The organism is Aquimarina algicola, assembly GCF_006443095.1.
In the GTDB taxonomy this organism is placed as follows: Bacteria; Bacteroidota; Bacteroidia; order Flavobacteriales; family Flavobacteriaceae; genus Aquimarina; species Aquimarina algicola.
In genome coordinates this window covers 1-22,893 of record NZ_VFWZ01000007.1, presented here as the reverse complement: position 1 = coordinate 22,893, position 22,893 = coordinate 1, and the positions used below count along the sequence as shown (strand labels likewise).

Annotated in this window: 12 protein-coding genes; 10 read left to right on the top strand and 2 right to left on the bottom strand. The window is 31.1% G+C overall.

Annotated features, from left to right (window positions below):
- Nucleotide 1 precedes the first annotated feature (1 nt).
- Nucleotides 2-1,030, bottom strand: a complete 1,029-nt coding sequence (locus FHK87_RS19190) for a sensor histidine kinase (RefSeq protein WP_140595400.1) — start codon at nt 1,028-1,030, stop codon at nt 2-4.
- 429 nt (nt 1,031-1,459) lie between these two features.
- Between FHK87_RS19190 and FHK87_RS19185 the strand changes: the two genes are divergently transcribed.
- The 4 genes from FHK87_RS19185 (at nt 1,460) to FHK87_RS19170 (ending at nt 6,652) form a co-directional block, all read left to right on the top strand.
- Entirely contained in the window at nt 1,460-2,452 is a 993-nt protein-coding gene (locus FHK87_RS19185; RefSeq protein ID WP_140595399.1) for a Kelch repeat-containing protein, read from the top strand.
- 18 nt (nt 2,453-2,470) lie between these two features.
- Nucleotides 2,471-4,036, top strand: a complete 1,566-nt coding sequence (locus tag FHK87_RS19180; RefSeq protein WP_140595398.1) for a BspA family leucine-rich repeat surface protein — start codon at nt 2,471-2,473, stop codon at nt 4,034-4,036.
- Between the two features lie 498 nt (nt 4,037-4,534).
- Nucleotides 4,535-5,764: a pyridoxal phosphate-dependent aminotransferase gene (locus FHK87_RS19175; RefSeq protein WP_140595397.1), complete on the top strand. Its 1,230-nt coding sequence runs from the start codon at nt 4,535-4,537 to the stop codon at nt 5,762-5,764.
- Nucleotides 5,765-5,875: 111 nt separating this feature from the next.
- Nucleotides 5,876-6,652: a ThiF family adenylyltransferase gene (locus FHK87_RS19170; protein ID WP_226294329.1), complete on the top strand. Its 777-nt coding sequence runs from the start codon at nt 5,876-5,878 to the stop codon at nt 6,650-6,652.
- 169 nt (nt 6,653-6,821) lie between these two features.
- On the opposite strand, the gene FHK87_RS19165 is transcribed toward FHK87_RS19170, so the two are convergent.
- Nucleotides 6,822-7,583, bottom strand: a complete 762-nt coding sequence (locus FHK87_RS19165) for a response regulator transcription factor (protein ID WP_140595396.1) — start codon at nt 7,581-7,583, stop codon at nt 6,822-6,824.
- A gap of 194 nt (nt 7,584-7,777) precedes the next feature.
- Between FHK87_RS19165 and FHK87_RS19160 the strand changes: the two genes are divergently transcribed.
- The 6 genes from FHK87_RS19160 to FHK87_RS19135 form a co-directional block, all read left to right on the top strand.
- Entirely contained in the window at nt 7,778-8,467 is a 690-nt protein-coding gene (locus FHK87_RS19160) for a hypothetical protein (protein WP_140595395.1), read from the top strand.
- 383 nt (nt 8,468-8,850) lie between these two features.
- Complete coding sequence (locus FHK87_RS19155) at nt 8,851-9,369, top strand: UpxY family transcription antiterminator (RefSeq protein ID WP_140595394.1); 519 nt, start codon at nt 8,851-8,853, stop codon at nt 9,367-9,369.
- Nucleotides 9,370-9,825: 456 nt separating this feature from the next.
- The gene (locus FHK87_RS19150) at nt 9,826-10,911 is read left to right on the top strand and encodes a bifunctional 3-deoxy-7-phosphoheptulonate synthase/chorismate mutase type II (RefSeq protein ID WP_140595393.1); all 1,086 of its coding nucleotides are present in this window, start codon (nt 9,826-9,828) and stop codon (nt 10,909-10,911) included.
- A gap of 249 nt (nt 10,912-11,160) precedes the next feature.
- A complete protein-coding gene (locus FHK87_RS19145; RefSeq protein WP_140595392.1) occupies nt 11,161-11,778 on the top strand; it encodes a DUF2306 domain-containing protein in 618 nt (205 codons plus the stop codon).
- Between the two features lie 188 nt (nt 11,779-11,966).
- Nucleotides 11,967-14,045 carry a chorismate-binding protein gene (locus FHK87_RS19140; RefSeq protein WP_226294328.1) on the top strand — a complete coding sequence of 693 codons (2,079 nt, stop codon included), beginning with the start codon at nt 11,967-11,969 and terminating at the stop codon, nt 14,043-14,045.
- A gap of 318 nt (nt 14,046-14,363) precedes the next feature.
- Nucleotides 14,364-22,893: SDR family NAD(P)-dependent oxidoreductase (locus FHK87_RS19135; protein ID WP_140595390.1), on the top strand; the 8,530-nt coding region annotated here is incomplete at its 3' end.

The following is a 22,893-nucleotide window of genomic DNA, read 5'->3' as shown; positions in this document are numbered from 1 at the left end:
ATCAGTCTATTTTTAAAATCAACTTTAGATTAAAGAACGAGTAAGATTCATCAATTTCAAGTTTGTGTTTTTGGGGATATAACAAATCTAATTGTCTTTTGATATTTGTAAGTCCTATCCCATTTTTATAATTATCCGGATCATTATCATGCTCAGTATCCATATTTGTATTCCAAACACAAAATATTATTTCTGAATCATATTGTTGTAATTCGATTTTTATTTTCGGTTTTATGATGTGCTCTCTTACTCCATGTTTAAAAGCATTTTCGACAATAGATAAAAGCAGTAATGGTGCTATTGATATTCTGTTTTTAGATAAATTTTCATGAAAAATTACTTGTAAACGCTCTCCATATTTAATTTGTTCTAAAGCAATATAATTTTCTATAGTATTAATCTCTTCAATTAAAGGAACAGATGGTTGTTGACTTCGGTATAAGATATAATCTAAAATTTCTGATAATTGCAAAACCATATCAGGAGCTTTGGGAGATTTGGTGATTACATAAGAGTACAAATTGTTGAGAGTATTAAATAAAAAGTGAGGATTTAATTGTGCTTTTAAGTATTTAAGTTCAGTTGCAATCTTTTCTTTTTCTAGTTGATGTATTTTTTCCCTTTCATACTCTTGCTCTTTATTGGTTTTAAAGAAATACATAAGCAAAGCAGGAAAATGAAAAGAAAACATATAATATGGAAAATCTACAAAACTGATTAACGGATATGGGCCTTCACTACAATATTTATCCAAATGATAATATCCTATCATACGGAATAAAAATACCAAGATAATGATCATGAACGCCATAGAAATTACAAAAGCAAGATATTTTCTTTGTTTTAAAAAAGCAGGAACTTGCCAATTGTTAAAACTATATGAGGCAATCATTAATAGTGGAAATTTAAGTAGTGTTGTTTCTACAGATTGCTCAAATAATTCTGAACTAGTAGAGGCAAAAACATAAAATAGAAAAACAATAATCCAAAATACAATATGTGTAAATAATGTTTTCTTGTTAAAATTCATAGCTATGAAAGATAATAAAATTATAATCTTCCTTTCTTTTGAATCGATGTTTTGTAATAAAGTATATACATATAGTTAAAAACTGTATACAAACGTATTGTTGTCGTGTTATTTCTTCTTATCCGGTGATGACCATATGATCTCTCTTTTTAGGTAGATTTTATTACATGTTACATAATTGCTAAAATCCGTTACAATGGTGTTAACCTCCATTGACACTGCGAATTACTTTTGTTTCAGATGTGTTTCGCTAAAAACTATATGTGTAACGTATAGAAAGAAAGTAAAAATCGTACAAGAGTGTTTTGAAAGTTTTTCCCCATTTTAAAATTCACTCCAATATAGACAAGCTGAAGCACATTATATACACCTTGTTTAAGTTACAAGAAATACAACTATAAAGAAAATCACCTTTTAAAAACAAAAAAAATGAGAATTATAATAGTTTCAATCTTTTTTGCAATAGCACTATTAGTATCATGTAGCTCAGATGATACCAATAAGAATAATCCAGAACCACTTAATTTAAACCTTGAGCTTACTCTCGAAACCGAACAAGACCAGATAGGTGACTTTGCTAACAATGCTATGACTGTTTTTAATGGATTTGTTTGGGCAACGGGTGGCGAAAGACCTGGTGCTGGTGTAGACTTGAGGGGAGAAGTATGGCGTAGTGCAAATGGAGTAGCATGGGAGTCAGTGGTGTTTGATGTTTTTGATGGTCGCATAAAACATACGCTTACCCTTTATGATGATAAACTATGGATGATAGGAGGTCGTAACAATGATGGTGATCATTTGAGAGAAATTTGGTCTTCTGAAGATGGGTTTACTTGGAACTTGGTAACCGATTCACCTCCATTTGGAGTGGCAGATAATCATGATACAATCATTTTCAATAATAAATTATATGTAATCACCAGAAGGTTTGAAGGTGTAGACAGAACATCAGTATGGTCGTCATCCAACGGATTAGATTGGCAATTAGAGGCAGATAATGCTTTTTCAGGCAGAGAAGAATTTAAAGCATTGGTTTTTAACGGTTCTATTTATGTAATAGGAGGTTTTTTATCAAGTGCTTTTGACCCAACGGATGAAATTTGGACCAGTAGTAATGGTAAGGATTGGTCACTAGTTGAAACCAACACCATATTTTCTGCCAGACATTCTCATACGGCAACAGTGTATAATGATATCGCATTTGTAGTTGGTGGTATAGGAACATCAGGCCTAGAAGGAAATTTATGGTATTCAGAGGATATGATAAACTGGTTTGAATATGAACCTTTGTCTTCAGATATCGGTTTGTCTGATCATAGCGCTTTAATTTTTGAGGATAAACTTTGGCTATATGGTGGATTTGAAGGCAGTGGATTTGATGGTGATATCACAGGAAAAATAAGAAGTATTCTAGAAGATTAAAAGTAAATTAAAGAAATCATGAAAACATTTTTTTTCAAGTTCAGTATAATTTTTAGTGTAACATTATTTTTTTCATGTAGTAGTGATGATGATGGAGGAACTTTGCTATTGGATGATCCAATACTTATGGTTAGCGATCTTATCGAAATCATACCCGAAAATCAAGAAGTCGCTATGGTGGTCGCACAGTTTGCTGTTACTCAAGAAAACTTAACAACGCCTTTGATTTTTGAAATTTTAAAAGTATCTCGTGCAGGGGCGGTAACGGTTAATAATCAAGGGCAGCTATTGGTAGGCGACGCCACGGCTTTTGATTTTGAACGTCGAGAAACGATTAGTGGAGAAATACAAGTGAGTTCAGGAGATTTGGTCCAAACCGCAAGTTTTACACTTAATCTAACGGACGAAGTTGAAGATGCCGTTCCTTTTATTACCCGTTGGAATTTGGTAGCAGGAGATTTGACCGTACAATTACCCCTCTATGAAGGTCTCGCAAATGATCCTACAGAATATAATTTTCTAGTAGATTGGGGAGATGGCAGTCCTGAAGGGCTTGTTACTTCGTTTGATGATCCTGATGCACAACATACATATTTCTTTGAAGGTGTTCAAACAGTTACTATTACAGGAATCCTTAAAGGGTTCAATTTTGGTGAAAATTTAACTTCTCGGAATCTTATCGTTGATGTTGCCCAATGGGGTGATGTTCAAATAGGAAATGGTGGCGGCTATTTTGCATTTTGTGAAAATTTAGTAGGCTTTAGCGCAACAGACACTCCTATTTTGAAAGAAGTGACGAATATGGATGAAATGTTCAGATTGGCGGTATCATTTACTGGAGATCTTTCTAATTGGGATGTATCCAATGTCACATCTATGAGCAGTATGTTTTTAGACGCGTTTAGTTTTGATTCTGATATTTCTGACTGGGATGTTTCTAATGTGACGACTATGGGAGGTATGTTTTTGGGAGCATTTAACTTTAACTCTGACATTTCCAATTGGGATGTTTCTAATGTGACGAATATGGCATCCATGTTTTCGGGATTCCTAGCTCCGACGCGATCGATGAAATTCAATCAAGATATCTCTAAGTGGGATGTTTCTAATGTAACTTCGATGAGCGGAATGTTTGCTGCCGCTGTTAACTTTAATCAAGACCTCTCTAATTGGGATGTTTCTAGCGTGACTACAATGAGGTCTATGTTTTTTCGTGCTAGGGATTTCAATCAAGACCTCTCTAATTGGGATGTTTCTAATGTAACTGATATGACGTTGATGTTTGCTGGGTCTACTAATATTTCCTTTGTGCCCACAATGTTTAATCAGGATATCTCTAATTGGGATGTTTCTAGTGTGATGACCATGGAAGGTATGTTTGCAGAAAATAGAGCATTTAACTCTGATATTTCTGGATGGGATGTTTCTAATGTTACTAATATGAGGATTATGTTTGAAAATGCGACCAACTTTAGTCAAAACCTCTCCAATTGGAATACAGATAATGTAACCGATTGCGAAAATTTTGCTAATGGCTCAGGTTTGTCTGCAGAACAGATCCCCATTAATGGTATTTGTTTTTAACAAAAACGTAACTGTAAAATCAAAAATAGATGAAGTGATAAAAATGCATTAGATATACTAAGAAAGGCAAGAAGGTAATATGCTATAAGACTTTATTTTAATAAAAGAACTTATAGCATTTTAGTTTTAATGTCCTTACCTATTTTGGATGCTATTACCTTTTTGGAAAATATTTTTTGATTCCTACTTTTTGACTGGTATATAAGTGATATTTAAAGTATAAATAATAAAGTTTTATATATGAACTTTATTTCAAATTTATAACTCAAAAAAATTAATAAAAAACTACACTTTTGATTAATAATATGATAATAATTTTGAAGTAGATTTGATAAAGAATCATATAACATGAAAGTTAGATATTCGAGAGATAAAATTTATATTGTAAATAAATAATTAAGATATTATTAAAGCTTTCTAATACTATGATAAAAATTAATTTAAGCCATAAACCCATTTAGGAAATTTATTTCAAATCTATTTAACATATCCTAAAAAATGCCTTTAATATCAAATAGAGCAAAAGCTATGCCCGAGTCGCCGATTCGTAAATTATCGATTCTTGCAGAAAAAGTGGTGAAGGAAGGAAAACATGTCTTTCATCTCAATATCGGTCAACCGGATATTGCTCCTCCTATAGAGGCTCTAGATGCAGTAAGAAAGCATAAACTTGAAGTTCTTGCCTACAGTGAATCAATTGGTTTTAAAAGCTTAAGAGAAAAATTAGCAAAGTACTATATCAAACAACGCATTACAGTATCTTTTGATGATATCTTGGTTACTACCGGTGCTAGTGAAGCATTACTTTTTACACTGGGTTGCATAACAGATCCCGATGATGAAATAATAGTTCAAGAGCCTTTTTATGCTAATTATTATGGTTTTTCTACACAATCTAGAATAAAAATTGTGCCTTTAACTTCTACTATTGATAATGGTTTTGCTCTATCATCAATAAAAGATTTTGAAAAATGTATTACAGACAAGACTAAAGCAATTCTTATCTGTAATCCTAGTAATCCGACCGGATATTTATATACCAAAGAAGAAATAAAAAAGCTATCAGCATTAGCGATCAAATATAATTTATTTTTGATTTCTGATGAGGTCTATAGAGAGTTTGTATATGATGATTTAGAACATTATTCTATATTACAAGAAAAATCTATTAATGATCATGCAATCGTAGTAGATTCTGTTTCTAAACGATATAGTATGTGTGGCGCTAGAATAGGATGTATTGTAAGTAAAAATAAAAGTTTTATACAAACGGCTACAAAATTTGCTCAAGCAAGATTGAGCCCTCCCACATTTGCGCAAATTGCAAGTGAAGCTGCATTAGATGCTCCTGAATCCTATTATATAGAAACAGTAGCAAAATATAAAGCAAGAAGAGATGTATTGGTTGAAGGTCTTAGACAAATTCCAGGAGTAAAAGTAGCTTTACCAAATGGAGGTTTCTATTGTATTGTAGAATTACCAATAAAAGACGCTGATCATTTTACTAAATGGCTTTTAGAAACGTTTCATGTAAATAAAGAAACTGTTATGCTTGCGCCAGCTTCTGGATTTTATTACAATCATAATAGAGGATTAAATCAGGTAAGAATAGCATATGTTCTCGATATAGAAGACCTTAAAAAAGCAATTAATATTCTTAGATTAGCTTTGGAGCAATATTCTGAAGAAGAATCACTGACTCTGTATAATTATGAGATTAACGCTTAATTTTTTGGTTCTTCTAAATTGATTTGATCATACAATAAAGAATTAAATGATTCACGATAAAAACGACCTCAGAAGTTGACTTATTTTTAGTAATCAGCTGTACATTTTGATATGAAAGAAAACCCCATGGAAAATCGATATGCCCGAAATAGAATTTATATTACCAATGATGAACAAGAAATGATTAAGAACTTTCCAATATTACTTGCAGGAGCAGGTATTGGAAGTATTATTGCTGAATGTGCTCTACGCTTTGGTTTTGAAAATATTACTATAATTGATGGAGACCAAGTTGAAAGATCTAATCTGAATCGTCAGATTTATACGGAGGAGGATATTAATCTAAACAAAGTTGAAGCCTTAAAAAAACGTTTATTATCTATTAATAAAAAAGCTAATATCACGTGTTTTGATTTTTTTTTAACTGTCGAAAATGTTAATGAAAATATCCTTGGACATAAAGCAGTAGTCAATGCCTTAGATTTTTCTTCTCAAGTCCCTTTGGTATTAGATAAAATCTGTCAAAATCAAAATATTCCTATCTTACATCCTTATAATATAGGATGGGGAAGTCTGGTTACCGTAATTACCAAAGACGGGTTATTGTTGGATGAGATATCTAGACCCGATGAAGATTTTAATGAAGTAGTTATGGTAAAATATGCCTCTAGTTATTTAAAGTTTTGGGGGAATCCACAAAAATGGATAGATGATGTAATTGAAGAATATGTTAAAGAGAAGGAAAACTTACCTCCTCCTCAGTTAGCTATAGCTTCTTGGTCAGTAGCAGCAATGTGTACACATTTGTTATTTAATATAGCCACAGGAAAAAAGTTTAAAAAGTTTCCCGAGTTTTATCTATCAAAAATAATTGATGACAATCTATAGAATAATTTATGAACTCGTTTAAACTTTTCGGATTTAAGCAAAAATTAGAAGTTTTTAGTTTTGTTACGGGCTTTTTTGAGTTGCATAGCAGAGCTACGGAAGGATAAAAAGGCAAAAACAGGGGCTAAAAAGAGCAATTTTTAGCAACTTCAAAAAGTTTAAACAAGTTCTATACTAATAGACCATTGTTTGTAGCATACGCTATAGCTTCTGAGATATTTGTTACTTCAAGTTTTGAAAATAGTTTTCTTCTATGAAATTTTACAGTATCAGGAGATACAAAAATTGTTTCTGCTATCTCGCCTATCGTATATCCTCTTATAGAATACTGAAGAATCTCTTTTTCACGACTAGTCAATTTTATTTTTTCTACAGTTTTCCAAAAACCTCTTTCAAGATTATACTCAAATATCATATTGTCACCATTCTTGACAATCTTTATATTACCAGAACTCTTTTCTGAAGAGAGTGAAACAATGCAAATAGCTTTCCATATTTTTCCCGTTTGAGTCAAGTAAACAGGGGTTAACCTTTGGTTAATAAGAATAACTTTTCCATCTGGGTTTTTTAAATGAAAATCATAAACAATTGTATAACATTTTCGTTGTTCCAGAGGGATTTTTTCAAAAAAATCAAATCCAATAGTGTTAATTTTTAAAAGTAAATCTAAATCATCTTTAGTAACGTATTTAAAATAAAATGCATAACCTAATTGTCTTACTTCTTCAGCTGTATGTCCACATAAAAATAATGGATTTTCGGAAACATATTCAAACCCCTTTTTTTCATAGTCAATTACATAAATACTTTGATAAGTAGTCCTAGCGAAAGCTTTAACAGCTTCCAAATAATTTGTAGGTTGGTATTTATCGTTTTCAGTTATGTCAATAACAGTATTGCGCGAAGAGAAAAAATCACTTTTGCTTAACATAAAGAATCGGTTTTAAGTAAGCACAAAAATAGTATTTTTTTTGAAGTTTAACATTTTTTATGTTAAAGCTGTCTGGTTTTTCAGCAAATTTAACAACTACCCTTTTAGGTAGTTTTTAGACAACAATTGGGGGACTATTATTTTGTGTAGGTTTATCTATTCTATTATGGGATACTTTTAAAAAAAAACCAACAATGTACAAACCAAAAAATTATCTGTTTAACCAGGATAAACAAACGCTAAACATTTCAAAATTAATAACTTCAGAAAACATAAAACAAGATGAACTTTTGAATATCTCGAAATTTGTAGTTACAGAAAACTTTAAATATCATAGAGATGAAATACATCCAAACGATTATGAAAATGATATAATCAGTATTTATAAAGAAGAGATTGACTATTTAGATAACTCGAAAATTTTTGCAATAAAAAATGAAGATGAAGAGATAATTGGAACAATCAGAGCCTTAAAATGGGATTATATTCATCCTTTACCAATTCAAAAGATCTTTGGTATAAATCCATTAAGTTGTATTAATAGATATTCTATAAATGAAATATGGCATATCGGAAGATTTGCAATCAAAAAAGGCTCACGTGATATAAATTTATTTAAGCAGTTAATGCTATATGCTATTAGACTTATTTGTCAACATAAAGATAATATTGCATTTGCAGAATGTGATGCAAAACTATTACGTACAATGAATCTTATTGGGATTAAGACTGAAATTGTAGGAGAATCCATAAGTTATTTAGGATCTGAAACAATCCCTGTAATTATCTCTTACAATGGATTAATTGATTTCTATAATAAGAATAAATATATGTTGAATAATGTGAGAGTTAACCAATTATCAAAAACATGTACCGTTTATTAACGTATCATTAGAATTGAATAGCGAACTACTCTGAGGTGTAGTAGTAGGTCAACTATTATAATTTAAATTTGAGAAAATAACAATAAGAAAAATTTACAGTTCACTGATTTATTGATATATACCAAATATTTTAGATAAAAAAATCACTAAAAAAGACTATCTGCTTGTCATACTTTAATTTGTTTTTTTTATGACTATGATACATCTTAAATTTTATGAATAAAAGATTTAATTATTTAAAATAGGATAGTATTATATTAATTATGGTCTGTAAACAGATTATTGTAAAAATTATATAAATCATTACCCCCTAACTTTTTTTTAATAAGAATTCCATGTGACTGGAAGTGGCGAAGCCATGTTTAAAAACTAAAAAAAGAATTATGAAAAATATGAATGGTTGGCATGTGATTTATGTTAGATCAAAACAAGAATGTAAAGTCTATAAATTATTAATAGAGAAAGAGCTAGATGCATTTTTGCCAATGACTACTGTAATACGAAAATGGAGTGATAGAAGTAAAAAACTAAGAGTTCCTTTATTCACTTCGTACGTATTTATAAATATAAATTCGAAAATGGATTTTTATAAAGCCTCAAGCATTGATGGGGTATGTACTTTTATAAAATTTGGTAAAGAATACGCACGCATCACACAATCTGAGATAGATAAGATTTCTCTATTGTTAAATACAGAAGGTGTAAAAGATTTAAAAACAGATTGTTGTATACCTAATTTAGGAAAATTAATGGAGATATCCAATGGTCCTTTACAGGGTTTAAAGTGTAGAGTAGAAAGAGTTGATGAAAATTTTAAGATACAAGTTTCTATAGACTCACTAAGACATAGTGTTTATGCTACTGTACCTTTATCATTTTTAAATCCTTTAGTTTCAGTATAAAAAACAAATAGATACTAGATCAAAAGATCGATCAATCTTACATATATAAGTAAACCCATCAAAATCATATAGAACTTTTCGGTAGTTACAAAACTAGTAGATACAATATGTCTAAGTCTTAACAGCCATTCTTTTAGTCCCTATTATGTAAAAAGAAATACTCAAGATCTATTCATTAGCAATAAAGTATGATGAAATAGATCAAAATACAATGAATATACTAAGACAAGGATATATAAGTAATTCTTTCACTTCACATATTAGAAATCTAAAAAAATAAATTTCGATTAGATGATATTTAATATTATATAATTGATTATAAGTTGCTTATGTTAAAGGTGTATTGTGTTTATGATGCATAAAAGAAAATTGAATAAGAATTGAAAAACCAATAAATAAAGGAATAAACATTTTGAAAGTTAATTAACAGCGATATCAATAAAACAAAGTACGGACATGAAAAATAAAAAAGAATTCAGGAATTGGTTAAATGGTTATAATTCAGATCATCCATTAGTAATTGCAGGTCCATGCAGTGCGGAGACTGAAGATCAGGTAATTAGAATAGCACATCAATTAAGAAATTCTGATGCTACGGTAATGAGAGCAGGTATCTGGAAACCAAGAACAAGACCCGGTAATTTTGAAGGAGTTGGTGCTCTGGGATTAAAATGGTTGCAACGTGCCAAAAATGAAACAGGAATGAAGATCGCAATAGAAGTGGCTAATCCATATCATGTAGAATTAGCTTTACAACACGAAATCGATATTCTATGGATAGGAGCAAGAAGTACAGTATCGCCTTTTATTGTACAAGAGATAGCAAATGCCTGTAAAGGAATAGATAATCCAGTATTAATCAAAAATCCTATCAATCCTGATTTAGCATTGTGGTTAGGGGCAGTAGAACGTTTTCATATGGCTGGGGTAAACAACTTAGGAGTGATTCATAGAGGGTTTTCTACATTCGAAAAAACAAGATATCGTAATATTCCAGAATGGCAAATACCTATTGATTTACAAAGTCGTTTTCCTGATTTACCGATATTTTTAGACCCATCTCACATAGCGGGAAGAAGAGATTTGATTTTTGATCTTTGTCAGATTGGTTTAGATCTTAATTTTGATGGACTTATAATAGAATCACACTATGATCCTGATAATGCATGGAGTGATGCTGCCCAGCAAATAACACCAGACATGTTAATTCAATACCTCAATTATCTTAAACTACGTAAAGAAATAGGGCAGGATAAAGTATATCAGAAAGGATTAAATAAATTAAGAACCGAAATTGATATACTAGATAATCAATTGATTGATACTTTATCAAAAAGAATGAAAATCTCGAAGAAAATAGAAAATATAAAAACAAATGAAAATTTTGGAATTTTACATTCAGAACGTTGTTGGAAAAAGACTATAGAAAAAATAATTGTTGAGAAAGAACAACCAAACTTGAACGAAGAATTTATTCTAAGAGTTTTTGAAGCAATTCATCAAAAACCAATTAATCAACATTCACAAGAAGTCGCTATTTAAATTAATCATTAGATTTTTGAATTAAGATAAGTTCTCGTTCTTAATACTAGAATATAAATTCTATACAAATACTATTTTTCCTCTCAGTTTAAAGGAAAAATCAACAGTAAAAACAAATCTATACTTTCGGATAGAATTGTCTGCAACACTTTTTAAGTAGATACTCTTATTTATAAATAACAAGATTTATAAGTAGTTTTTAGCAAGGTACTCCTTAGTCTTATCCTTTATTAACCAGAAATTTTTAAAATGATAACAAAAACAAAGAAATATAATGTAGTTCTTATATTACTCTTTATAATGTCTTTACATTTTATTTCAACCAAATTAAATTATTTTCTATTAAAAGAGGAAGTTTTTGATAGTCGCCATTGGAATGAGAAATGGTGGCTTATTGGACATCTGTTTGTTGGAATAGTTGTGTTTTTCTTGGGACCATTTTTGTTTTGGGAAGGATTTAGGAAGAAATATCTCAAATTACATAGATTATTTGGTAAAATTTATTTGATATCTATTGTTTTGGCTTCTTTTTCTGCTTCTTATATCGCTTGGACTGCATCCATAAAAATACATTTTACTTGGGCTTTTAGTCAACAAATCCTTTCTTTCACTTGGTTTGCAACTGCTTTTATGGCATATAGAGCAGTAAAACTTCATCGAATTAAACAACATAAAGAATGGGTAGTTCGTAGCTATATTGTAACATGGGGTTTTATAGTTTTTAGATGGATTGATAATTATCTTAGTGTATTAGAAATTGGAACATTTGTAGAAAGAGGACCTACGCTTATCTATACAATTCTATTTCTTTCTCTATTTTTTTACGAAATAATATTACAATGGAATAATAGAAAGCCAATAAGGTAGTATCCCTTTCTTTATGATATACTTACCATACTTCTACGTATAATTCTTATAAACAATATAATCATTTGAGTTATTGAAAACTTCGCAAAGATGCTAGGCTCAATTTTGAATAGATGAGTTCATTAAAAATAAAGCATACAGAGAAAGATAATTCAGAATATAAAAATAAAATAATTAAAAATAAAAATATGAACTTGAAAGCACTAATCATTGATAATTATGACTCATACACTCACATTTTGTCAAATTATGTTTGGGATGTGAGCGGTATTAAACCTATAATATTAAAAAATGATTCAATTACAATTGAAGATGTTAAGCTATTGGATTTTGATTGTATCATTATATCTCCGGGCCCAGGAAATCCATCAAAGGAAAAAGATATAGGGGTTTGTGAAAAAATAATAAAGGAGTATAAACACTTACCTATTCTTGGAATATGCTTAGGTCATCAATTATTAGCGCTAAAAAATGGAGCAGTAATAGACAGAATAGACAGACCTAAACATGGGCATTTAAGTAAATTAGTAATTACAAAGGAACATGAGTTATTGTCTGAAATAGATAATCATAGTGATATCATGAGATATCATTCGCTGGCCATCGACAATAATTCTAATTTGAATAATATTGAAGTTTTGGCAAAGAGTGATGATGATGATATCATAATGGCGATGAAAATAAAAGATAAGCCTCATTATGGAATTCAATATCATCCAGAATCTATTGGAACAGAAAAAGGAATAAAAATTATTGAAAATTTCTTGACCATTAGTGAATCATTTACAAATACTCAAGCAAAAAAGACACACACATTATTTTTTGATAGTCACGATTTGAATCTTTCAAATATTGACTTTTTTGATAAAACTTATAAAAAATCCGATTTCTCTTTTTGGTTAGATTCTAATCGAGAGGATAATAAAATTTCTTTAGTAGGCGAAGCAGATCAAGTACTAGCGATTAAGGATAATACATTATTTATATATGATATTATAGAGAATAGTAAACAATTAGTTAAAAAAATTGAGTGCATTGACGATCCATATGAATTTATCAGAGAAGAGCTAAATAATATTAATGTCAACTGTCCTAATAGAGAAGAGTTTCCAAGTGATTTTATGGGGGGATTAATTTCTGCTTTTACTTATGAGTCAAAAAAATATAATGGATATTATGATCATAATAAACGAAGTCAATTTAATTCTTTTTTAGATTTTGATATCTTATTGTTCAAAGTGTCATCATTTATTGTTTTGGATCCGAAGAAAGGTAAATATTGGACTGCAAGTATAAGCGAGTCTGAAGAAGACTTTCTTTTATTTGATAATAAAATCCAAAAAGAACTTGACACTAATTCAGCGGCTACACCTATCACAAACTCATTGGATGTTTTAACTGAACTTAAAAATAATGAAAACAACTGGGTAGATTCAAAAGAAGATTATATAAAAAAGATCAATGAAATTTTTGAATTACTAAGGGCAGGAGAAACATATGAGGTGTGCTTAACCAATATGTATAATATTAATGCAGAAATTGATTCTTTCTTATTGTATAAAACCTTGAGAGAAAAAAATAAAGTTGAGTATGCTGCTTATATTAAGTTTGGTGATTCTAAAATTTTATCTATGTCTCCAGAGAAATTTGTATCCCTTTCTGATGAAGGTAAAATATATTCAGACCCTATAAAAGGTACCAGAAAAAGAGGTAAGAACGAAAAAGAAGATCAAGCATTAATTACAGAAATGATAGAATGTGATAAGGTGAAATCTGAATTATTCATGATAACCGACCTAATCAGAAATGATGTTTCTAAAGTCAGTAAAAAAGGGTCTGTAAACGTACTAGACTTGAGGAAATTTGAAAAATATTCAAATGTGATTCAGCAATCATCGTTTATAGAAGCTGAAATTGACGATAATTTTGATGCAGTTGACTTGTTCAAATATTTGTTTCCAGGAGGGTCAATCACCGGTGCACCAAAATTGAGAACTTGCGAGATAATTGAATCTTTAGAAGAGTTTGATAGAGGAATTTATACCGGCTCCTTAGGATATTTTTCATATTCAGGGACAATGAGTTTTAATATATGCATTAGAACAGTAGAAATGAATTGCGAAGAGCTTAGACTTGGAGCAGGAGGAGCTATTATAATAGATTCTTGTCCAGAAAGTGAATACGAAGAAATATTATTAAAATCTAATTTTTTCTTTGATAGCTTATCAAAAGTAAATTCAGATATGCTAGAGGTCGATAAGGTTTAAAATAGTATTTCCAGAATTTCCAATCACATAAAATTACGATTTCCTTGGTCAGTCAGATTATTAAAGTCTCATCAGTTACTTCAAGGTAATCTCATAAAGCATGGGTAACTAAATACCGTATAAAATTTAGAAACAAGTTTCAAAGCATTTTGATCTCAATTATCAAGTAAACTATCAGAATAGCGTAGCGTTCCAATTTAGATTTCATAAATAATACACAGGTTAATTAAATACTATTTACGTGTGTAAATGATGCAATACACTAAGTCTAATACCAACACAAGGAACCCTCAAAATAACTTATTTTAATTAGAAATTATGAATAATAATATCAAGCATATTTTTGCTTCACTCACTTTTTATAAAAACCTATCAAAGAAGTATTCAAATAAGAAGCTGTTGTTTTTTCTGGATGATCAAGATAATTTGACGTATTTGACAGGAGAAATGTTGGCAAAGAAGGTTATGGTAATGAGTAGTACGCTTCAAAAGTTGCTTAAACCTCAGAATAAAGCTATTGTATTATTACCACAAGGCTTAGATTATATAAGCAGTATTCTGTCTTGTTTATATACGAATGTAACAGTAATACCTACATCTATAATTAGTAAAGATATAGATCCTAATGTAATAGCAGAAAAAATTATACCCATTTTTAAAGATTCAGATTCAAAATGTATAATAACCAATACAGACTTCAAAAAATTATTAGAAGGACATGATGATTTTGAATCTGCTTCTATTGTGTGTGTAGACGAATTAGAAGACAGTGCTGTAGCGTTTGAACGTCCAAGGAAATCAAAAATAGATGATATTGCTCTTATGCTTTATACTTCAGGCTCAACAGCAAAACCAAAAGGAGTGATGCTAACTCATGGTAACGTGACGAGCCAAGCGATGCAAAGTGCTAAACAATATGGTATTCAAGAAGAAAGCTGTATCGTTTCATGGATGCCTCAGTTTCATAGTTTTGGGCTGTTCTTTAATTTTATGGCACCTCTATTGAAAGGGGCTTCTAGTATTATCCTACCTCCAGATGTTTTTGTAAAAGACCCTTATAAATGGTTCGAAATTATTAGTGAATATGAAGGAACTCATACGGCTGCCCCTAATTTTGCTTTTGATTATTGTTGTTCATCCTTAGAAGTTGATAAACTAAAACAGATATCTCTACAATCACTAAAAGCAATAATTTGTGGAGGAGAACCAATCAGAAAAGAAACCTATGAGAATTTCACTATAAAGTTTCAAGAACTTGGATTGAGAGATAATATTTTCTGCCCACATTATGGTATGTCCGAAGTTGGAGCGGTAGTATCAAAAAGACCAAATACAAAAACAAATTTTCTCTCATTAGACATCAAAAGTTTAGAAAAAGGTATTATCAAATTATCTGAACAAAGTAAAACAGCTAAGTCTGTGTCTAGCTGCGGAGTTATTGATGAAGATGTTCAAATACTATGTGTTAATCCACAAACTAGTTGTATTGCTAAAGCGGATGAAGTTGGAGAAATCTGGATTAGCAGCCCATCTGTTGCAAAAGGATATTTTAATCAAAATGAAGAGACAAATAAAATCTTTAATAGAACAGTAAAGGGTTTTGAAGATATTGGTTTCTTTAGGACAGGAGATTTAGGTTTTATAAAAGAAAAACACCTATATATTATTGGTAGAGAGAAAGAAGTGATAATAATTAATGGAAAAAACTACCATCCTGTAGATTTAGAATGGGTTATTAGAAAAAAACTCCCTGATCTTACACTTCCAATATGTGTTTTCTCTTGGGAATCAAATCAACAAGAGAAAATAATTGTTGTTCAGGAAACAGAAATTTTAAATGATACTGAGTATAAAAAACTATCTCAGGAAATTTTGAATAGTGTAGCCGAATCATATATGCTTGAAATATATGAAGTCAACCTAGTTGATAAAGGAGTAATTCCAAGAACAGGAAGTGGCAAGATTCAAAGGAAAAATTGTAAGAATTTATATCGTCAAGGTAAATTATCGACACTATATAAGTACAATACAGCAACGATTAAAAAGGAAAACACAACTTCCTTGACATTGAATCAAGATTTTGAACATGAGGTTTTAACAAAGCTTAAAAAAGATGTCTTTTCTAAGATAGTTAATACAGGATCAGAAAATCTGGAAAATAATATGTCATTAGGTGAACTTGGATTAGATTCAATTCAATACATCAATATTACAAAGAGAATTGAAGATGTATTTAAAATTAAATTTACACCGGCAATGCTATTTAAATACCAGAGTATTGATAAGCTTGCAAATTACATTTCTAAACAAATAGAAAAATCAACTAACCTTGATATTCAGCAATATCAAACCCCCGAAACTGACCATAAAACGAAAATAGAACACGAAGATACAAGTATTGCTGTAATTGGTATTAGCTGTAATTTTCCTGGAGAAGCTACAAATCCACAACTATTTTGGGATAATATCGTTACAGGGAAAAACTGCATAACTGAAATATCAAAAAGTCGTCCTCAAGTTATCGAAGATTATCAAAATTCACATGGCGACCCTTCTAATTTTAAGCCAAAGTGGGGTGGTTTCATAAAAGATGTGGATCAATTTGACGCAGAATTTTTTGGCATATCTCCTTTGGAAGCAGAAAGTATGGATCCGCAACAAAGAAAAGTACTACAACTTACATGGAGTGTTATAGAAGATGGAGGATATGATCCAATTAGTTTATCGGATAGTAATATTGGTTTGTTTGTAGGAGCTCACAGTAATGATTATGCGGAGTTAATTTCAAAACAATCAAGTCTCATTGATACGTACGGCGCGTATACAGACTCGGGGCTTCATATGAGTATGATTCCCCATAGAGTATCAAGATGGTTTAACTTTCATGGTCCTAGTGAAATTATAAATACAGCATGTTCTAGCTCTTTGGTAGCGATTCATCACGCTATAGAGTCAATCAATAATGGAGAATGTAAGATGGCTATCGCCGGGGGGATTAATCTTATTCTATCATCTCGTATATACATAGCAAGTCATAAAGCAGGGATGTTATCAAAAGATGGATACTGTAAAACCTTTGATGATAAAGCCGATGGGTTTGTACGATCAGAAGGATATGGTGCTGTGTTGCTAAAACCTTATAAAGAAGCTCTAAAAGATAACGATACAATCTATGGAATTATTAAAGGTACTGCTATTAATCACGATGGTAAGTCAAACTCATTACGAGCACCTAATCTTAATGCTCAAAAACAACTGATTAAATCAGCTTATAGCGAAGCCGATATTCCAGTAGATACAATTAGTTATATAGAAACGCATGGTACAGGAACATCTTTGGGAGACCCAATTGAATTTCAGGCCCTTAATGAGGCGTTTCAAGAGGCTGGAGCCAATTTAGAGATTCCCTTTTGTGGACTTGGTGCAGTAAAAAGTAGTATTGGACATACTGAGTCTGCCGCAGGAATTGCTGGTTTTATTAAAACGATATTATCGATCAAAGAAAAAACGTTGCCTGGTATTTTGCACTTTAATAAGCTGAATAAATTTATCTCTTTAGAAAAAACTCCTTTCTATATTTTAGATAAAACTCAAGAATGGAAACAACTTAAGAACAAGAATAATGAAGAATTCCCAAGACGAGCAGGCATTAGTTCCTTTGGTTTTGGTGGGGGTAACGCTCATGTAATTGTAGAAGAACATATTCCATTAGACAAAGAAATATTAGAAGCACCGGGTCAATTCCAAAAGGTAATCATTCTTCTTTCTGCAAAGAACAAGGAACGTTTACTTGAAAGTGCATATAATTTTATTGATTACTTAGAAAAAACCCCGGACAAAGAGGTGAATTTGACAAACCTATCATATACGCTACAAGTAGGTCGTTGTCATATGGAGGAACGTATTGCATTTTTGGTAAATACAGTACAAGAATTAAAAGAAAAGATTAATTTATTTATTGAAGGAAAAGATATTCAAGATTGTTGGTACGGAAATAAATCTAAAAATAAAGATATCGCAGTTCAATTAGGAAATGATAAAGATTCTCAGGAACTAATTAATAAATGGTTTGAAAAAAATAAACTAAATCAAATAGCTCAAGGTTGGGCTCATGGAGCAAATATTCAATGGAATTCCCTGTATAAAGATAATAAACCACAAAGAATAAATCTTCCTACATATCCTTTTGCAAAAACAAGATATTGGATTCCTAATACAAATTCAAAAAAAGAATCTTTCTTTAGTAAAGAAGTAACATCAGAAATACATCCATTACTACAAAAGAACACTTCAGATTTAACCGAGCAAAGATTCAGTACAACATTTATAGGTACAGAGACTTTTCTGTCAGATCATATTATAGAAGGACAGCGTGTTTTACCAGGTGTTATCTATCTAGAAATGGCAAGAGCATCACTAGAAAATTCATCTAGAGTATTAAAAGATTCAAATACTGGAATTAGAATTAAAGAAATAACTTGGCATCAACCAATCATAGTAGATAAACAAGCGGTGGAGGTTCATGTAGCTCTTTATCCAGAAGAAAATGAAAAAATTAGTTTTGAAGTTTACACAGAAGAATTAAATGAGAACCCTGAAGCAATTTTGCATAGTCAAGGATATTTAACCGTTGAAAATATAGACCCTTTAATGTTGGATTTGGATGACATCAAAAGAGGATGTGATAATTCAATATTAAGTGACAAACAATTATATGCACGCTTCAGTAAACAGGGTATTGATTATGGTAATAGTTTTAAACGAGTAGAAAAAATCTATTTAGGTGAGGGGATCGCATTAGCAAAATTAAACTTACCAATAGATCATGAAGAAAATCTAAGCAAATTTGTACTTCATCCCGGTGTACTGGATGCTGCTCTTCATGCTTCTTCTGCTCTTTTAGACAATGATAAAAAGAATTTGGCCCTTCCATATAAAATTGAAGAACTAGAAATTCATGGTGATTGCAGCTCTAGCACTTGGGCAAAAATAGAACATTGTAACTATGATACTGAAGATAAGAAAATTAATAAATTCAATATTGTACTATGTGATGATAAGGGTAAGGTATGCGTACATATAAAAGGACTTACTATTGTAGCAGTAGAGCATAGCTTTGAATCAAATAAAAATGAGACCAAAACATTATTATTTACTCCTGATTGGAAAGAGCAGCCTGTTTTGGTTCAAGATGATAAAGTAGAGTTTGATGAACGTTTACTCATATTGATCGAACCAGATATTTCTTTAGTCAAAGAAACTGCAGCAAAACTAGAGTTAGAAGGAGTTCGTACTATTTTGTTCAACGTTCAAGAACAAGAAATAGAAAAAAAATATACAAGCTACACTTTGAGATTGTTTAAAGAACTACAAAACATTATCAAAAAAGCATCAGATAAAAGAGTTTTCATTCAAATAGTGACATCTAATCAAGGACAGCAAAAAAGTTTTAGAGGACTCACAGGAATGTTAAAAACGGCATTTCAGGAAAATCCATATTGTATTGGACAATTGATTGGGATCGATTCTTGGAATGGTTTAACAGCAAATTTACTCGATGATAATAGTCAATTACCATGGGACACATCTATTAACTATATAGAAAATAAACGCTATACGTTTGGGTGGAATTCAATACAATTGCCTATTAAAAAACAAGAACTATGGAAAACAGATGCTGTGTATCTGATTACAGGAGGAATGGGCGGACTAGGAATGTTATTTGCCGAAGAAATAATAAGTAAAACAAAAAGTTCAGTTTTAATTCTTACAGGACGTTCAGTTTTAGATGAAGAAAAGAAAGAGAAAATCCAACAACTCGAGAGAAACGGAGCAAAAGTAGCGTATTATCAAACTGACATATCTCAAAAGGAAGAAGTTGATATACTTATTCAAGGTATTATAGAACGATTTGGTACACTAAATGGAATTATCCATAGTGCGGGTATAATCCGTGATAACTATATTGTTAAAAAGATCGAAAAAGAATTAAAAGAAGTTCTGAAAGTAAAAGTAAACGGGTTGATTAATCTTGATAAAGCAAGTGAAACAATACCGCTTGATTTTTTAATTCTATTTTCATCCATTGCTGGTTGTATGGGAAATGCGGGTCAAGTAGATTATGCCTCAGGTAATTCATTTATGGATAATTATGCGGTTTATCGAAATACTCTTGTTGCTTCTCAAAAACGTTCTGGGCATACAATATCAGTAAACTGGCCTTTGTGGGAACAAGGAGGTATGCAAGTAGGGACAGATGTAGAAAGATTGATGAGAGAAAAAATGGGCATGTTGCCAATGAAGACTTTAACTGGATTAGATTCTTTGTATACTGCTTTTACTTCTGGTAAATCACAGGTATTAGTAATAGAAGGTAATGAAGAAAAAATAAATGACTTTGTACAAGAACAAACATTAGGAACATTACAGAAAAAGTCACTGAATAGAAACACCACAAAAGCTTTAGAAACTCCTAACTCAGGATTGAAAGAGGAAAAGGTAATAAACTATTTTAAAGATTTACTTTCTTCAGTGATTCGATTGCCTGCCAAACAGATAGATGCAGAATCTCCTATGGAGAAATATGGAATTGATTCTATAATGATTATGCAATTGACCAGTCGTTTGGAGAAAACCTTTGGAGTATTACCTAAAACATTATTTTTCGAATATAAAACCATTAAAGAATTAACAGGTTATTTTCTTACACATTTCAACGAGTTACTTGTAGATATACTGGAATTAGAAAAAGAAGAAGAAAAGAATATTGTTAATCATAATCCTGAAGAATACAACGAACAAAAAGCAATAAAACCTTTAAAAAGCAAAAGATCACGTTTCTTTCATGAAAAGAGTAATTCAAAAAGTGAAGAAACTTTAAAAAACGAAGACATTGCAATTATAGGGCTTGCAGGACAATATTCTAATTCTCAAGATATTCACGAATTTTGGGAAGTTCTAAAAAATGGTACTGATTGTATAACAGAAATTCCAAAAGAACGCTGGGATTCTAGTTTATATTTTGATAAAGATAAAACTGCAAAAGGCAAATCATATACAAAATGGGGAGGATTTATAGATGGAGTAGATCAATTTGATCCATTATTTTTTAATATTACTCCTCTCGAGGCAGAAATGATGGATCCGCAAGAACGATTATTTCTACAATGTGTACATAAAACAATCGAAGATGCAGGATATTCTCGTGAGAATATTGCTAACATTAAAGGAAAAGATAAAAAAGGAAATATAGGAGTATATGTTGGAGTCATGTTTCAAGAGTATCAATTATACGGAGCTCAGGAACAAGCTAAAGGTAAATCATTAGCGATATCAGGTAATATTGCTTCAATCGCGAATAGAGTATCTTATTATTATAACCTTCACGGTCCTAGTATGACTGTAGATACCATGTGTTCTTCTTCACTTTCTGCATTACATTTAGCTTGTCAAAGTATAAATAATTCCGAATGTGAATATGCAATAGCTGGTGGAGTTAATGTGTCTGTTCATCCAAATAAATATTTGTTGTTATCGCAAGGAAACTTTGCTTCGAGTAAAGGTAAATGTGAAAGTTTTGGAGAAGGAGGAGATGGATATGTACCAGGAGAGGGAGTCGGCGCCGTATTATTAAAACCACTATCCAAAGCAATAAAAGATGGTAATCATATTTATGGAACGATAAAATCAACAGCTTTAAATCATGGTGGTAAAACAAATGGATATACAGTACCGAATCCAAATGCTCAAGCCGATGTTATTGAAGAAGCATTGAATAACTCCAAAATTGATCCTAGAACAATTAATTACTTAGAAGCTCATGGTACAGGTACAAGTCTAGGAGACCCAATTGAAATTGCCGGATTAACAAAAGTTTTCAAAAAATATACCAAAGAAAATCAATTTTGTGCGATAGGTTCAGTTAAATCTAATATTGGCCATTGTGAGAGTGCCGCGGGAATGGCAGCAATCACAAAGGTATTGATGCAGATGAAATATCAAAAAATAGTTCCATCTCTTCATTCTAAGGCATTAAACCCAAATATAGATTTTCAAAATTCACCATTTGTAGTACAGCAAGAACTTACAGAATGGAAAAAAGTAAAACTTGAAAAAAACGGAAATACAAAGGACTACCCTAGAAGAGCTGGTATTTCTTCTTTTGGAGCAGGGGGATCAAATGCTCATGTAATAATTGAAGAATATATACCTACCAAAGAGAAAAATTCTAAAAATATAATTACAAAACAAGATCCAGCTATAATTCTACTTTCTGCCGCAAATAAGAGTAGATTAAAAGAACAAGTAGAAAACTTACTGAAGGCTTTAAATAAAGAACAGTTCAATGATGAGGACTTGGTAGATATAGCATACACCCTTCAGACAGGGCGCTCTGCCATGGAAGAACGAATGGCTATGACCGTTACATCGATAAGTCAATTAAAGAAGGATTTGAGTGCTTATCTTGCAGATGAAAATCATATTGAAAATATTTATCAAGGAAATATTAAAAGAGATAAATCTTTGGTAAGTGTTCTTGGATCAGATGATGATATTCAGAACGTAATAGCATCATGGATAACTAAGAAAAAATATGAAAAATTATTAGACTTATGGGTCTCAGGCCTTAATGTAGATTGGGAACTTTTGTATTCTCATGAACAGCCTAAGAGAGTGAGTTTACCAACCTATCCATTTGCTAAGGAACGTTACTGGCTTCCTATATCAGAGGCTTCTTCTTCCTTTTTGAGTAATCCGGATCAATTACATCCTTTGTTGCATAGTAATGCTTCGAGTTTATCAGAACAAAAATACAAGAGTACCTATACAGGTAGTGAGCTCTTTTTGG